The 15,490-nt window shown below is 52.9% G+C and carries 16 protein-coding genes; all 16 read right to left on the reverse strand.

What is annotated here, in order from left to right:
• Positions 1-3: 3 nt before the first annotated feature.
• Positions 4-144 carry a hypothetical protein gene (locus WC515_01835; protein MFA5146105.1) on the reverse strand — a complete coding sequence of 47 codons (141 nt, stop codon included), beginning with the start codon at positions 142-144 and terminating at the stop codon, positions 4-6.
• Positions 141-1,835, reverse strand: coding sequence for an RNA polymerase sigma factor RpoD (rpoD, locus tag WC515_01840; GenBank protein ID MFA5146106.1), 1,695 nt, complete (start codon positions 1,833-1,835; stop codon positions 141-143). The genes WC515_01835 and rpoD overlap by 4 nt, the downstream gene beginning before the upstream one ends.
• Entirely contained in the window at positions 1,832-3,589 is a 1,758-nt protein-coding gene (gene dnaG / locus WC515_01845) for a DNA primase (GenBank protein MFA5146107.1), read from the reverse strand. The genes rpoD and dnaG overlap by 4 nt, the downstream gene beginning before the upstream one ends.
• 32 nt (positions 3,590-3,621) lie before the next feature.
• A complete protein-coding gene (locus WC515_01850) occupies positions 3,622-4,578 on the reverse strand; it encodes an NGG1p interacting factor NIF3 (protein MFA5146108.1) in 957 nt (318 codons plus the stop codon).
• A gap of 13 nt (positions 4,579-4,591) precedes the next feature.
• Positions 4,592-5,224, reverse strand: a complete 633-nt coding sequence (locus WC515_01855; GenBank protein ID MFA5146109.1) for a CvpA family protein — start codon at positions 5,222-5,224, stop codon at positions 4,592-4,594.
• Positions 5,225-5,376: 152 nt separating this feature from the next.
• On the reverse strand, positions 5,377-5,535 hold the full coding sequence (locus WC515_01860) for a hypothetical protein (protein MFA5146110.1): 159 nt from the start codon (positions 5,533-5,535) through the stop codon (positions 5,377-5,379).
• A 19-nt stretch (positions 5,536-5,554) separates the two neighbouring features.
• On the reverse strand, positions 5,555-5,926 hold the full coding sequence (locus tag WC515_01865; GenBank protein MFA5146111.1) for a hypothetical protein: 372 nt from the start codon (positions 5,924-5,926) through the stop codon (positions 5,555-5,557).
• 141 nt (positions 5,927-6,067) lie between these two features.
• Positions 6,068-7,801 (reverse strand): proline--tRNA ligase, encoded by a 1,734-nt coding sequence (locus tag WC515_01870; GenBank protein MFA5146112.1) that lies wholly within the window; start codon positions 7,799-7,801, stop codon positions 6,068-6,070.
• A gap of 32 nt (positions 7,802-7,833) precedes the next feature.
• Positions 7,834-8,919, reverse strand: a complete 1,086-nt coding sequence (ispG, locus tag WC515_01875; GenBank protein ID MFA5146113.1) for a flavodoxin-dependent (E)-4-hydroxy-3-methylbut-2-enyl-diphosphate synthase — start codon at positions 8,917-8,919, stop codon at positions 7,834-7,836.
• A complete protein-coding gene (gene rseP / locus WC515_01880) occupies positions 8,919-10,001 on the reverse strand; it encodes an RIP metalloprotease RseP (protein ID MFA5146114.1) in 1,083 nt (360 codons plus the stop codon). Before rseP ends, ispG begins: the two co-directional genes overlap by 1 nt.
• Complete coding sequence (locus WC515_01885; protein ID MFA5146115.1) at positions 9,989-11,137, reverse strand: 1-deoxy-D-xylulose-5-phosphate reductoisomerase; 1,149 nt, start codon at positions 11,135-11,137, stop codon at positions 9,989-9,991. The genes rseP and WC515_01885 overlap by 13 nt, the downstream gene beginning before the upstream one ends.
• Positions 11,134-11,943, reverse strand: coding sequence for a phosphatidate cytidylyltransferase (locus WC515_01890; GenBank protein MFA5146116.1), 810 nt, complete (start codon positions 11,941-11,943; stop codon positions 11,134-11,136). The genes WC515_01885 and WC515_01890 overlap by 4 nt, the downstream gene beginning before the upstream one ends.
• 4 nt (positions 11,944-11,947) lie before the next feature.
• Positions 11,948-12,637: an isoprenyl transferase gene (locus tag WC515_01895; protein MFA5146117.1), complete on the reverse strand. Its 690-nt coding sequence runs from the start codon at positions 12,635-12,637 to the stop codon at positions 11,948-11,950.
• A gap of 101 nt (positions 12,638-12,738) precedes the next feature.
• A complete protein-coding gene (locus tag WC515_01900) occupies positions 12,739-13,425 on the reverse strand; it encodes an OmpA family protein (GenBank protein ID MFA5146118.1) in 687 nt (228 codons plus the stop codon).
• 102 nt (positions 13,426-13,527) lie between these two features.
• Positions 13,528-14,802 (reverse strand): adenylosuccinate synthase, encoded by a 1,275-nt coding sequence (locus tag WC515_01905; GenBank protein MFA5146119.1) that lies wholly within the window; start codon positions 14,800-14,802, stop codon positions 13,528-13,530.
• Between the two features lie 16 nt (positions 14,803-14,818).
• The gene (locus tag WC515_01910) at positions 14,819-15,484 is read right to left on the reverse strand and encodes a hypothetical protein (GenBank protein ID MFA5146120.1); all 666 of its coding nucleotides are present in this window, start codon (positions 15,482-15,484) and stop codon (positions 14,819-14,821) included.
• Between the last annotated feature and the right edge of the window lie 6 nt (positions 15,485-15,490).

The following is a 15,490-nucleotide window of genomic DNA, read 5'->3' on the forward strand; positions in this document are numbered from 1 at the left end:
AATTCACCGCCTCATCGCCGGAGCGATGAGCTTATTGTAAAATCTCTTCGCATCGTCCGAACCGTTTATGTAAGACCACATGAGGCGTATAAGCACGATGCTGCCTACGATCACAAGGATTATCTTAAATGTCCTGACGTTCATTCTGTCGCACCCATTGCCAGGAAGTTCTTCAGTCTCCTCGCCCGGGTCGGGTGACGGAGTTTGCGCAGCGCCTTCGCCTCTATCTGCCGGACGCGCTCCCTGGTGACCTTGAAGACCGATCCTACCTCTTCAAGCGTCCTGGGATATCCGTCGCCTATGCCGAACCTGAGCCGCAGCACCTTCTTCTCGCGCTCGGTCAACGTGTCCAGGACGTCGTCCATCTGCTCTTTCAGCATGGAATATGCCGTGGCGTTCGCGGGCGATACGGCTCGCTTATCCTCTATGAAGTCCCCGAAGTGCGTGTCCCCTTCGTCTCCTATAGGCGTCTGTAGAGATATCGGTTCCTGGGCGATCTTGAGGATGCCGCGCACCTTATCCACAGGCATCCTCATCTTATGGGCGATCTCTTCAGGCGTCGGCTCTTTCCCCTTCTCCTGCACCAGAGACCGCGATATCCTTATCAGCTTGTTGATCGTCTCCGTCATGTGGACCGGTATGCGGATAGTCCGCGACTGGTCCGCTATCGAACGGGTGATCGCCTGCCGTATCCACCACGTGGCATATGTCGAGAACTTGTAACCGCGCTTATGCTCGAACTTATCCACGGCCTTCATGAGGCCTATATTACCCTCCTGGATAAGGTCCAGGAACGAGAGGCCCCTGTTAGTATACTTCTTTGCTATGCTCACTACAAGCCGCAGGTTCGCGGCCACGAGCTCTTTCTTCGCCTTGTTGAACTTCGTCTCTTTCCCTTTTATTATCTTGAAATTTTCTTTTATATCCGCTAAGGGCTCTCCTAATTCGTTCTCTATCTTCCTCTTCCTCTTGAGAAGCCTCGTTATCTCGGTCCTGTTCTTCTTCTTACGGCATCTCGCCAGCTTCTGATCTATACTCGAAAATTCCTCGAGGTCTTCCTCTATCTTTTTGACTATCTCATCGATTACGGGCATCCCCAGGTTCGTCTCTTTGATCAGACGCGCGACCGCGGTCTTATTCCTCGCCTTGCGCAGACCTTCCGCCGCCCTGATAAGCTTCTTCCTCAGGCGCAACCCCTTTATCCTGGGGTCTATGTTCAGGAACTCTTCTATGTTGATCTCATTCTTCAGTATCCTGTTGAGTATGTCGAGGGTCTTGGTCTTTGAGAGCTTGACCTCCATCACCGCGTCCCTGTATTTCTCCTCGGCCTCTTTTATCCTCCCGGCTATCTCTATCTCCTCTTTTCTGGTCAGGAGCGGTATCTGCCCCATCTGCCGGAGGTACATCTTCACCGGATCGTCCACCTGGACGACTTTCGACGTCTCTTCCTTTGCCGCCTCTTTCTTCTCTTCTACCTCTTCTTCCTCAAGCAGCTTCTCTTTGGCAACATCCTCCTCGTTGTCGACGAGCTTGATATTTTCGTCGCCGAGGATCCCCAGTATCTCGTCTATCTCTTCCGAGGAGACGATATCCACGGGCAGGATGTTGTTTACCTCCTCGAACGTCAGGTGCCCTTTCTCTTTGCCCAGGGCTATCAATTCGGAAAGCTCCTTGAAACGTTTCTTTGCGCGGGCAGGGTCCTTCGCCGGAGAGGCCGATTCCTTTTTAGGCGCGGCGGCCAGCTGCCTTATCCTTCCGCGCGGCCTCTTCTTCATGGCGGGCCTGCTCCTTCGGGACACCTTCTTAGCCCTTCTTGACTTGGTCTTTTTCATCATCCCCTGCTTATCTTAACAAGGTCGTTATATTCCACGACGAGTTTTCTCACGCCTTCCTCGTCTTTCAGATCATGCGCGGCCTTTATTGCCGTCTGAATAGCGCCGAGGCGCTCCTTTATGTTGTCTCTCTTTATCCTGGCTATGCAATCGGCGAGCGTCCTCTCTTTGTCTTCGAGGACTTCCGAAATATTCACCGCCTCCGATATCAGGGCGGCTGCCGCTGGGCTGTTATCCAGATAACTTATCACCTTTGCCGGCGTGATCGCGCCCTTCTCGTCATACAGGTCAAATACCGCCTTCACGGAATCCCTTACGGTCTGGTCCCTGAATTCATCCGGAGACAACGACTCCTTGGCCCTCCCGACCATCTTCTCCCCTTCAAGCAGGATCGCCAGCACCATCTTCTCGGCAGTCGCCTCTGTGGCAACGCTGTTCCCCGCTATCTCCGCGGTATACCTGCTCTCGGCATAGTCGGGTTTCACTTTTTTCAGTTCGGTCCTTATGGATTCTTCATCCAGCGAAAGCCGTTCGGCGAGTTTCTTGACAAGGTCGGACCGCACAACGGCGTTCTGTATCTTCGATATCGTAGGGAGCATCTCTCCCACCACCTTCGCCTTACCCTGTATGCTCCGGATATCCACCCTGCCCTTAAGTTTATCGAACTTATATTCAAAAAGGTTCTTTGCCGACTTCACCAATCCGGTAAACTCCTCGGCGCCGAATTTCCGTATATACCCATCGGGGTCAAAACCGGCGGGCAGCTCTGCTATGTAGACGTTGACGCCCTCGGTTATGAAAAGGTCGAGGTTCCTCAGGCTTGCCGCCTCCCCGGCTTCATCCGGATCGTATACCATTATGACCGTGCCGGCGAAACGCTTAAGGAGCTTTATCTGGTCCACCGTAAGCGCGGTCCCGAGAGTCGCGACGATATTCTTCACCCCGGCCTGATACGGCACGATGAAATCGAGGTAACCCTCGACTATAAGCGTATACCCCTCTCTCTTGATCTGTTCTTTACTGAGATTCAGCCCGTACAGATTCTTACCCTTGGAATAGATATACGTCTCGGGTGAATTTATATACTTGGGGAGGCTTGCATCAAGCACACGGGCGCCGAACCCCAGGACCCTCTCCCTGATATCGCTTATCGGGAATATGACCCTCTTCCTGAACCTGTCGTAATAGGTCCCTCTTTCGCTGTTCTTTATCGCAAGTCCGGCCTTTTCAGCCGATATCTCGCTTATCCCCTTCTTCTTCAGGAAACCGAGAAGGCCGTCCCATGAATCCGGGGCCAACCCGAGCTTGAAGGCCCTGGCCGTCTCTTCTCCTATGCCGCGCGACGCCAGGTACTCTCTCCCGGCCTTGTTCTGCGTAAGCGAGGCGCTGAAAAACTGGCACGCCAGCTCATTTATCGCATAGAGCTGGTTCGCAAGGGACGTAAGTTCCTTCCTCTGGCCGCCCGTACGCGGGATAGCTATCCCCGCTTTGGACGCGAGCGTCTCCACCGCTTCGGGAAATTCTATATTCTCGTATCTCATCAGGAACGAAAAGACGTTCCCCCCTGCGCCGCATCCGAAACAGTGATATATCTGCTTATCCGGGCTGACCACGAAAGAAGGGGTCTTCTCGTTGTGGAAAGGACATAACGCCTTGTAATTTCTCCCCAGCTTCTTGAGAGGGATGTGCCGGGAGATCACCTCTACTATATCAACCTTCTCCTGCACCTGATCGATTATGCTATCTGGTATCGCCATAGAGAGACACTGACAAGATGTCCTTTCGTATATTATCTTTTCACCCTGATGAACCCGGAACAGGGTATTATCTTAAGGAGGCCCGCCTTCTTCTCAAGGCTGTCCAGAAGGAGATTCAATCCCAGCGTATCGCTCGCTATGTGGCCTGCGATCACGATATTTATGTGCTCTTCCTTTGCGTTCTTGAAATGCTCTTCGCTAAGGTGCATAGCCACTATCGTCCCGACCCCGGCCTGGGACAAACGGCCGAATATGCGCTTGGGGCCTTCGGTGCCGCCCGTCATATCCACAAATACCTTGCCGGCCTTCTTATCGGGATCTCCGACCAGTATCCTGGGGCCGGCGTTCTTCTTAAGGCCGTCAAAATATTCCGGTATGCCCTTCAGCATGGCGAGCACATGCGAAAGTTTCGCGGGCCTTTTTGTATCGAACATCCTCTGCAGGTGATCGGTCACATGATTATCGGCCGGCGTATGGACACACATATACGGTATGCCTAAAAGCCGCGCTACGTCAACGCTCCTGGAATGGTTAGCCGGAGAGACCGCCCTCTGCACCTCTGCTATGCGGTCTTTCAGCATGCTCTTACCGATATCCATAGGTATGCCGAGCTTATTAAAGACCGCCTCCTGGATATGCATCACGTCGTAAAATGCCGCCCACGCCGCGCCCTCGGGATGGTGCGCCATCACAAGGTCTATATCCTCTCCTCTTTCGCTCAGGCGGTCAGCCGCAAGTATCTCGCCCACCTCCATGTCTATCCCTACCATTACGGTCTTGATATCCTCTTCGGGCGCGCCGTACAGTATCCTTGTGTCGGCGTATGGGTTCCATAATCTCTCCCTGTCGAAAGCCCGCCTGTCGGCCCCCTTTGACTTCAGGAACTCTTTCCTGGCCGCCTTAAGCGCTTCGTTTATCTCTTTTCGCGTCCGGGGGTCTTTATCGATGCCTCTCTTGACGCTGAATTTATATATATCGGCTAACTTCATGCTGAACCCTCCGTTACTGCTGCACCTTCTCCCACTCAGCCGTCTTCTTTTTCTTGCTCGTCTCTGCCGGGGCTATCGACTTGTCTGACGCAAGGGCTTTTACAAGCGCCTCCTTGCTGACCGGAGATCCGCCCATCCTGATCGCAGGCAATAGCCGTGACGCCTTTTCATATATCTCCGGCCCAACCCTCAGTATATGCATACCGGTCAGCGACTTATCGCGTATCGACCATTGGAGATACGGTAACGGCAGGAGCACCATGGTCATAAGGACAAGGCTCGCTATCACAAAAGACCTTGCCACGCCGAAGATGAACCCCCCGGATCTTTCTATCAACGGGTTCCACTGGACCTTGATTATCTTATCCAATATGACCCTTACCAGCTTGAATAGATATCCTGTGCCGACGGCGAGCGCTAAAAAGCTTACAAAGTTACATATATCTATCGGTATTTTAAGAAAATTCTGACAAAGAAATGAACCTATCTTATCATAATAATGGAGGCAGAATATGACACTCGCGAGCGCCGTTATAAAAGGGAATATCTCGTGGCTCAGCCCCTCGCTAAACGCAACGTAACTTATTCTCATTACTATAATTACGACTAAAATATCGATCCAGTTTATACTCTTCAATATCTCCATGGCACCCTTTTGGATTTTAGATATGGGGAAACTTTTAAAGTTTATCACATAATCGGCAGATTGTCAAGGGAGGGCCGTGCTGAGGGTGGGTAATAAAAAAGAGGCCCTTATCATTATCCAGCAAGGACCTCTTTTTTCGGTTATAGTCGCCTTTACGCGTGATTTAAACGCGATCTCGTGAACCTGGCCTCGACTGCAGCCATATCCCTCGCGATCTCGTTGTACATCCTCTTTGCCTTCCTGTACATCATATACTTCGACATCTTCCTGCCTGCCATCCCATAAAGCCGCCTCGTGCTCGTATAAGGCATACTCCCCTCCTTTTTTGTCCTATTTCGGTAATGAAACCCTTGTGAAGCTGACCTTGAAAGAGTTCATAAAAGCTATGGTGAATATCTTGTTATCCGCGACCGCATAGAACGTGCCGGATATCTTGCATATCACCTTATCCAGGCCATGACCTTCATTGTGTTCTTTAAGCACATGGAATTGCCTTCTGCGTATCTCTCCGCCGTGGTTCTGCACCTCCATCCATTTTTTGAAGTTTGTCGCCTCGCTGAGACGCGTGATCTCCTTTATATAATAAAAAGATCTCCGCTCCGTCCGGGCGACAACGCCGTCCCTCTCGAAGATCTCTTTCAGGGAGATATTCTTCACCCTGCTGGGGATCGATGTCAGTTCCTTGAACATTACCTCTCTCATTGAAGTTCTCCTCAATACTTTTTAAAACTATTTAATTACTCCTCTAAAAAATAGTCCTTTTCATGGACCTTATTTGGCTCAACTCAAATATACCCTACTATTTAGGGAGAGTCAATAACCTATATATAACTTTTTTATATTTTAACAAGAGACCTTAGGTCTACCCCCTTTTATAAGCGCCTTCAGGTGGGGTTCCAGTTCCTCGAGCTTTAGCTCCTTCATCTCTCCCGTCTTACGGTCTTTAAGCTCTACCGCATTCTTCTTCGCATTCCTCTCCCCTACTACTATCTTAAGGGGTACCCCTATCAGGTCTCCGTCCTTGAACTTCACGCCGGCCGATTCGTTCCTGTCGTCGAAGAGGACGTCATGACCGGCCTTCTTCAATTTCGCGTATACCTCTTCCGACACCTCTTTGACTTTCTTACTGTCGATATTGAGCGCGATTATCAATACCTGATACGGCGCGATCGAAAGGGGCCATATGATACCGTCTTTGTCATTACTCGTCTCTATGAGGCTTGCCGCTATGCGGTTGACCCCTATCCCGTAACACCCCATGATCATAGGTTTTTCGGCGCCGTCTTTATCCAAAAACTTCGCTCCCATTGCATCCGAGTACTTGGTCCCGAGCTTGAAGGTATGTCCGATCTCTATCGAGTGGCGTATCTCTATGGCTTTACCGCAGGCCGGGCACGGGTCGTCCGCCCTTATCATGCGAAGGTCCGCAAATTCCGTCAGCTCGAAATCGCGTCCTGTATTGACGTTTATGAGATGCGTGTCTTTTTTATTGGCGCCCGTAATGAAGTTCATCATATTCCTCACGCTCTCATCCGCGACTATGCGCACGCCCTTCAGCCCCACCGGGCCGGCGTAACCTACCGGTGAACCGGTCGTCTCTTCGATGGTCTTCTGGTCGGCAAGCCCCAGCGCCGCGCACTTAAGGTAATTTTTAAGTTTCGTTTCGTTCGCGTCGAGATCCCCCCTGATGAGCAGGGCGACCGTCTTATCGTCCGCTTTGTAGATGAGCGTCTTGACCAGCCGCGAGGTATCGACTTTTAAAAGTTCCGACACCTTCTCTATAGTAGTTATATCCGGCGTCTCGACCTCCGTTATCGGCATCTTCTTTTCGGTTTTCGGTTTTCGGTTTTCGGTTTTCGGCCTGCATGCCGCTACCTGTGTGCTCGCTGCGTATTTACATTTCTGACACATTACTATCTCGTCTTCGCCCGCCTCCGACGGGACCATAAATTCGTGGGAGATATTTCCGCCCATGATCCCGGGATCCGCCTCTACCGGTATATAAGGGAGGCCGCACCTTTCGAATATGGCGCAATAGGCATCGTACATCTTCTTATAGCTCTTCTCCATACCTTCGATATCACGATCAAAACTGTAGGCATCCTTCATTATGAACTCGGACGTACGCATTACACCGAAACGCGGACGCGGCTCATCCCTGAATTTCGTCTGTATCTGGTAAAGGATCAGGGGAAGGTCTTTGTAGGATTTGGCGTTATGGGCGACCAGGTTCGTCACAATCTCTTCATGCGTAGGCCCCAGGACCAGCTCCTTGCCGTGCCTGTCTTTGAATTTTATCAGGACGTCTCCCAGGAGATCATACCTCGCTGTCGTCTTCCATAGTTCGGGCGGATGGATGGCCGGGAGCAGAAGCTCCTGCGCCCCTTTTGCGTCCAGCTCTTCCCGGATCACAGCGCCTATTTTGTTCAACACACGGACGCCGAGCGGGAGATACGAATAAGCCCCCGATATGAGCTTCCTTATGAAACCGCCCCGTACCATAAGCTTATGGCTTATGACTTCCGCGTCCTGCGGATCTTCTTTAAGTGTAGGTATGAATGCCTCGGTCCAGCGCATATTCTCCTTCCTGTATGTTATCCTGCTATGGGCTATGAGCTTTGGGCTATGAGCTTTAAAATCCCTTTTACAAAATCCTTCTCTTTCAGCCGTTTCAGGATCTTTCCGTCCCTGAACAGTACCCCCGAACCCTTCCCTGCCGCGATGCCTATATCGGCCTCCCTCGCCTCTCCCGGTCCGTTCACCTCGCACCCCATGACTGCAATGGTCAGGGGCTGTGGGCCGTGGGCTTTGGGCTTTGGGCTTTGGGCCGTGAGCTTTCTTTCCAACTCTCTGACGATCCGCCCGAGATCGACCTGGCAGCGGCCGCAGGTCGGGCATGATATGATATCGTGGCCGAATCTACGAAGGCCCACCGCGCTCAATATCCTGCGCGCCGCGATGACTTCATCTACCGGGTCAGCCGTGAGCGAAACACGTATCGTGTCGCCTATGCCGTCCAGGAGAAGCGTTCCTATCCCGATGGAGGATTTGACTATCCCGGAATCATGGGGTCCAGCCGCAGTGACACCGAGATGGAGGGGATAATCGCACCGCGCCGCTATCCGGCGATAGGCATCGATGGTCGACACGACATCGGACGCCTTGAGAGAGATTATTATATCATAAAAATCCATCTCTTCAAAGAGTTTGACATACCGAAGCGCCGCCTCAACAAGTCCAGAAGCGACGTTTTTCCCGTGGACCGTGGACCGTGGACCGTGGACCGGAAGGACCGACCCCGAATTGACCCCTATGCGGATCGGTATCCCCGCCCTCTTTGCCGACCGCACGACTTCCCTTATCTCGTCGACCTTACGCATATTCCCGGGATTGAGCCGTATCTTATCCGCTCCCGACTTGATCGATTCCAGAGCGAGGCGATGATCGAAATGTATGTCCGCGACGACCGGGATATCTGTACGCCTCTTGATCTCCTTAAGCGCCTTCGCGTCATCCGGGTCTTTTACAGCAAGGCGCACTATCTCGCAGCCTGCCTTCTCGAGTGCCTTTATCTGCCTGACGGTATCTTCGAGTGACGATGTCTTCGTCTTGGTCATCGACTGTACCGAAACGGGCGCATCGCCGCCTACCTTCACGCCGCCAACCCTGACGACCCGGCATCTCCTCCGCTTTATCATCGTTTGAACCACCCGCCCATCTTTTCCGCTATCCTGAAGTTCATGATGTCGTTGTAAAAGACGAAGACCGTAAGAAGTATGAGTAGGCTCACGCCCACGTTGGCTATCATCTCCTGTGACCTTGCCGAGAGCGGTTTGCCCCTGACCTTTTCGAGCGCCAGGAATATTATGTGCCCACCGTCCAGCACCGGCAGCGGCAGAAGGTTGAATATCGCCAGCGAGGCGCTCAGTATCCCCATCAGATGCAGGAGGTATATGAGGCCGAGCTCGGCAGCCTTGCCGGTGATCACGAATATCCCTATAGGCCCTGTCATCGATTCCTTGAAAGAGAGCTGCCCGGTGATTATGGCAAAGAGCGACTTGTACGTTATGGCGGTGAGATGCATCAGCTTGACCCACCCCTTGCCGAAAGATTCGAACAGGCCGTATCTGATCTTCTCTATCTTCTGCGACGGCGAGATCCCCACGAGCGCTATCTTCGTCTCCTTACCGAAAATATCCTTCGTCTTCCGCACCACCGGTCTTATCTCAACGCTGGAGATGCTATCCCCCCTCTGCACGGAAAGGGTCAGGACGCCGTCGACCTGGCGGTGTATTATCTCCGTCATGTCTTCCCAGTACTTCACCGGCCTGCCGTTCACAGCCGTTATCCTGTCGCCGACCACAAGGCTCCCCTCGGCAGGGTATCCTTTCAAAAGGCCGCCCACCTCCGTAGTGAGCGTCGGGTTCCCGAACATGAATATGACGGAAAATATAAGGAACGCGAGAAAGTAATTGAGGAGGGGCCCGGCAAATATTATGGCGAACCTTTCGGACACCTTCTTCGACATGAATTCCCACTTCTGATGCGTAATAGCTTCACCCGGTTCGTCGCCTGCCATCTTGACGTACCCGCCGAGAGGGACCAGCGATACGAGGTATTCCGTATCTCCCCTCTTCACCGAGAATAGCTTCGGCCCGAAACCGAAAGAAAATTTTTCGACCCTGACACCGCACCGTTTTGCCGCTATGAAGTGGCCTAATTCATGCACAAGGACCAATATGCTCAATACAACAAGGAACGAGATTAATGATAACAAAGTCGTCGCGCCTCCTCCCGCGCCCACTCCCCGGCTTCGATGATATCGTCGAGAGTGGGGTCTTTTATATTTTTATGCCTGGCCATCACCTTTTCTATTATACAGGGGATCCCGGAAAATTCTATACTGCATTTCAGATATGCCGCCACCGCCTCTTCGTCGGCTACGCTTAAGGCCGCCGGTTGCGTGCCGCCTCTCCGGGCCGCCTCACGCGCCAGGCCGAGACACGGGAATCTCCCGGTGTCCGGCTTCATGAAAGTGAGCGGACCTGATCTCAGGAGGTCCAGCCGTTTTGCCTTACTCCCGGAACGCGAAGGGTATGTCAACGCGTACTGTATCGGTATCCGCATATCCGGCACCCCAAGCTGGGCGAAGACGGTCCCGTCTACCAGCTCGACCATGGAATGCACTATCGCCTCCGGGTGTATCAGTATATCTATAGAGCTCTCCGGCACCCCGAAAAGGTGGTGGGCCTCTATCACCTCCAGGCCCTTATTCATCATCGTGGCGGAATCTACGGATACTTTCCTGCCCATGCGCCATTTCGGATGTTTCAGAACGAACTCGCGCGAAAGCGAATCGAACTTTGACCCTGGTATATTCAAAAGAGGCCCTCCGCTGCCGGTCATGTAGACCTTCCTCAGGGACCCGCGTTTCCCTTCGAGGCATTGAAAGATGGCGCTGTGTTCGCTGTCGACAGGCACGATCTCGACTTTATGATCACGGGCAAGTTTCATCAGTATCGAGCCGCCGCTCACAAGCGCTTCCTTATTAGCAAGGGCGACCTTCTTCCCGTGCTTTATGGCGCGCGCCAGCGGGACGAGACAATGGTTACCGCTTACGGCAAAGAGTATCCTGTCTGCATCGCTTCTCGAAACTATTTCGGTAAGGCCGCGGGGGCCGTACACCACTTTTGTGGAAGACGGGACCATGCACCTTATACGCCCTGCCGCCTGGGCGCTGCCGACACATATGATCCCGGGCCGGAAACGCCTTGCCTGCGCCGCGAGGAGGTCTACGCTGGAATCCGCGGAGAGCGCCGACACCTTAAGGTCATCTTTGAGATCCTTTATCACTTCCAGCGCGTTGGTGCCTATCGAACCGGTAGATCCGAGTATGGCTATCCGCTCTTTCATCGTATCACTACTTTCATATAGAAATAGAATATGGGCGCGGTGAAGAGAAGACTGTCGATCAGGTCCAGGAAACCGCCGAAGCCGGACAACCCGGTGCCGGAGTCCTTCGCTTCGCAATCGCGTTTGATGAGGGATTCCGCAAGATCACCGACCTGTGCCAGTATGCCGAGGAGCGCCCCCAGGGTGAGCAGGTGGGTATAAGAAAAACCCGGGAGGTAGGCCTTGCTTGCCACTGCGCTCGCCACACTGAAGATAAGACCGCCTACCGTGCCTTCTATCGTCTTCTTGGGACTTATCCTGGGTATCAGGTTATGCTTACCGGCAGACGTCCCCACAAGGTAAGCGCCTATATCCCCCATCTTCGTGGTAAGCACCAGGAACGCCACAAGGAGCGTCCCCTGAGGTAGGAATTTTATCTTTATGAAGAATGAGAAGAACCATGCTATGTACAGCAGGCCAAACATCGTCACGGCAATGCTAGTGAGCGCCTGTGAGCTATCGCGCCTTATGAATTGCAGGACAAATATAAAAAGGCACGCGAAGACGATGAAGAAAGGCTCTATATCGAAGTAGCCTTCCGTGCCCATCTCCAGGTATACGATGACGGGTATAAGCATACCTATCGTGACCGCAAGATACTTATAGACGGAGACGCCTTTCTTCTCTACAAGAGAGAAGAATTCGGACAGGGCGAATCCTACCATAATAGACGCAAGCAGCGCGAAGACCCAGTTGGGGAAGAAGAACATTATGATGGCTACAAGGGTCACTATCAATATCGATGTCACTATCCTCTTCTCAAGCATAGAATTAAGCGCCGAACCTCCTCTCCCTGGTCCCGTATTCAGATACCGCCTTTTTGAGGTCGCTCTTTTTAAAATCCGGCCACAATTTCTTCATGAAATAAAGCTCCGAGTAGGACAGTTGCCACAGCAGGAAGTTGGATATCCTGGATTCGCCGGAAGTCCGTATCATGAGATCCGGGTCGGGCAGGTCTTTCGTGTACAGGTTCCGGGAAAAGAGTTTTTCATCTATAGAACCGATGGGCGTCTTACCTTCCGCCACATCGGCAGCGATCGAACGGACCGCGTCGATCATCTCCGTCCTGCTGCCGTAATTGAGCGCCAGGTTAAGTATGAGGCCCGTATTATCCTTTGTCGATCGGATCATCTTCTCCAGCTTTACCTGTGTGGCCTGCGGCAAGGCGTCTATACGGCCTATTACCGAAAAACGTATATTGTTCTTATTGAATTTGTCCGCCTCCCTGTCGAGATATTCATCCAGGAGCATGAAGAGGCCCTCTATCTCCCTCTTGGGCCTTTTCCAGTTCTCCGTGGAGAAGGTGTACAGGGTCAGGACTTTTATGCCCAGCTCACGCGCCCCTTCTATCGCCTGCTCGGCCGCTTTTACGCCGGCGCGGTGCCCGGCAAGTTTAGGCAGATGCCGCCTTTCGGCCCACCTCCCGTTCCCGTCCATTATTATCGCGACGTGCTGAAGCATAATTACTGCCCCCGAAACCGCTTCTAACGACAAAGGGGGACTACGTTTTCCCGCAATCCCCCGTCGTTATATTGTATGCGCGCATTTATGATATTACGCGATTATTTTATTGACGCTTCCTGCTCCGCGGCCTTCGCCTCTTCCTCTGCCTTGGCCGCGTCCGATATCTTTGCCTGATCGTTCTCGTAAGAGCTCTTCGTTATCTCTTTCGGGAGTATGACTATCTCCACCCGCCGGTTCCTGGACATGCCCTCTTTGGTATCATTGGAGGCGACCGGCCTGTATTCGCCGTACCCGATGGCGGAAAGCCTCTGGGGCTCTATGCCGCACACGTCTATAAGATAATGGAGTACGCTCGTGGCACGCGCAGTGGATAATTCCCAGTTCGACTTCCACCCGGAACGCCTTATAGGCATGTTATCGGTATGCCCCTCTACGCCTATATTCCTGTCAGGAAGTTTCTCCTTTATCACGGAAGAGACCCTGTCCAGGACGGAATGGGAGTCGTTCTTGAGCTGCGCCTTGCCGGAATCGAAGAGTATCTCATCGGCCATGGTGATGATAAGGCCCCTGGAGGCCAATTCGAGCAGGATCTGTTTATCCCTGATCTCATTTGCGAGCCGGTCCTCCAGCATCTTCCTCGCCTCTTCCAGCTCATTCACCTCGCTGGTAAGTTTCTTTATCTGCTTCTCCTGTTCCGGTTTTCCTTTATAGAAATTGACCGCGCATCCCGAAGAGACGAATGCAACGAATATCGCGGCCGCACACAATGCCATAATACGCTTCATAAAGAGATCCTCCCGTTGGACTGTCTCATAGTACCACCCTGATTTTTCAAAGTCAAGGCCGTCATGCGGGGGCGCAATACGGGAAAGGCCGAGGGCGCTTCCCTATGCCCCCTTTTTAAATGTCTGACCCCTCTCGGACCCGACCGATATGAGGACTATCCTGGTCCCGACGAGCCCCTGTATCCTCTTCAGATAGGCCTTTGCGTTACGCGGGAGCATAGAGTATGAAGTTATGCCGGTCGTATCCTTTTTCCATCCGGCCATCTCCTCATAAACCGGTTCGCAACCGCTCAGGACCTTCATGTCCGACGGGAATTCCTTATACGTCTTTCCGCCGTACCTGTAAGAGGTGCATACCTTTATCGAGTCGAGCTCGTCCAGTACATCGAGCTTCGTGACGACTATCTCCCCTATGCCGCTAACCCTGACCGAATGGCGCACTATGACGCTGTCAAACCATCCGCACCGCCTGGGCCTTCCGGTGGTAGCGCCGAATTCCTTCCCTTTTTCCCGTATCTTATTCATAAGGTCTTTGGAAAATTCGGTCGGGAACGGCCCCTCGCCGACCCTCGTCGTATAGGCCTTCACGACGCCGACGACCTTGTCGATCTTTGTAGGGCCGACGCCCGTGCCGGTCGACGCGCCGCCCGCCGTGGAGTTGGACGAGGTCACGAACGGATAGGTCCCGTGGTCTACGTCCAGGAGCGTCCCCTGCGCCCCTTCAAAGAGGATCTTCTTACCCGACTTCACCGCATCATCCAGGAGAAGCGTCGTATCGCAGACGTACTCTCTTATATCTTGCGCATATCCCGAATACTCTTTATAGATGTCATCGTAAGAAAATCCGTCGATGCCGTAAATCTTCGTAAATATAGCGTTCTTCTCATCCAGGTTGCTCTTAAGCTTCTCGCGGAAGACGTCCTTATTCAGGAGGTCCACGAACCGTATGCCGGACCTGGCAACCTTGTCGGCATAACACGGCCCGATGCCTTTTTTGGTCGTACCTATCTTTCCCCGCTTCTCCTCCTTGAGCTCATCAAGCTTCCTGTGATAAGGGAATATGATATGGGAATTTTCGCTCAGGAGGAGACGGCCCTTCACGCTGATCCCTTTCGACCCCAGCATCCTTATCTCTTCCAGGAATGCCCTGGGATCGACGACCACACCGTTCCCGATGACACACATCTTCCCTTTATGAAGTATGCCTGAAGGCACCAGGTGGAGTATAAATGAGTCCTCTCCTATCACGACAGTATGGCCGGCATTATTGCCGCCCTGATATCGCACTATCAGATCGGCCTTTGCCGCAAATATATCGATGACCTTCCCCTTACCTTCGTCTCCCCACTGCGCACCAACTATTACTATGTTCGGCATATATTTACCTTTATATTTAACGTCTCTGCGTCGCCTGCGGTATCTGAGGCGGCCTCGGAGGAGGCTGAACGGGCGCGGGTGTCACCGGCGGCGGAGCGGGCGGCTGCATGATCTTCGGAGGGGCAGGCGGCGTGGTCGGTGTCGAGATGCGCGTGGCCTGGATACGCTGTGCCTGCGCGATCACTTCGAGCTGCTGGGAGATGTTCTGGGCCCGTATCTGGTTCGCCGCCTGATTTACCCTGATCAGTATCTTCTTCACGGCTTCCTTATCCAGCTCTTCAAGCGGTGTCGGCTTTCCGTTGACCATATACGATATCGACTCTTTGCCTTCCGCGTCTTTAGCCGTTTTAAGTTCCGGGATATAGCTTAATATCTCCCTTTCGAATTCGAGCGTTCCGCTGATGCGTTTTATCATGTCTTCCTTGCTCAGTTCCGCCTTGCCCGGGTCCGGGGCAAGGGCCGCATCTTCGTCGGAAATGACTATTTTGGCCGGCTGGGGTTGCGGGGCGGCGGCAGGCTTCCCGGGGGTTAAAGGCGTTTTGGCAGACACCGCGCTGCTCTTATTCCCGGTGAGCTTCTTCCATAACCTGGGTATAAGCCCTTCCTTTTCGGTCTGGGCCAGGACGACCGCCGGCAACAGGACCAGGACAGCTACCGCCGGAATCAATGGACTCTTTTTCATAAATAC

It is taken from the genome of Candidatus Omnitrophota bacterium (assembly GCA_041650805.1).
Taxonomy (GTDB): Bacteria; Omnitrophota; Gorgyraeia; order 2-01-FULL-45-10; family 2-01-FULL-45-10; genus JBAZKM01.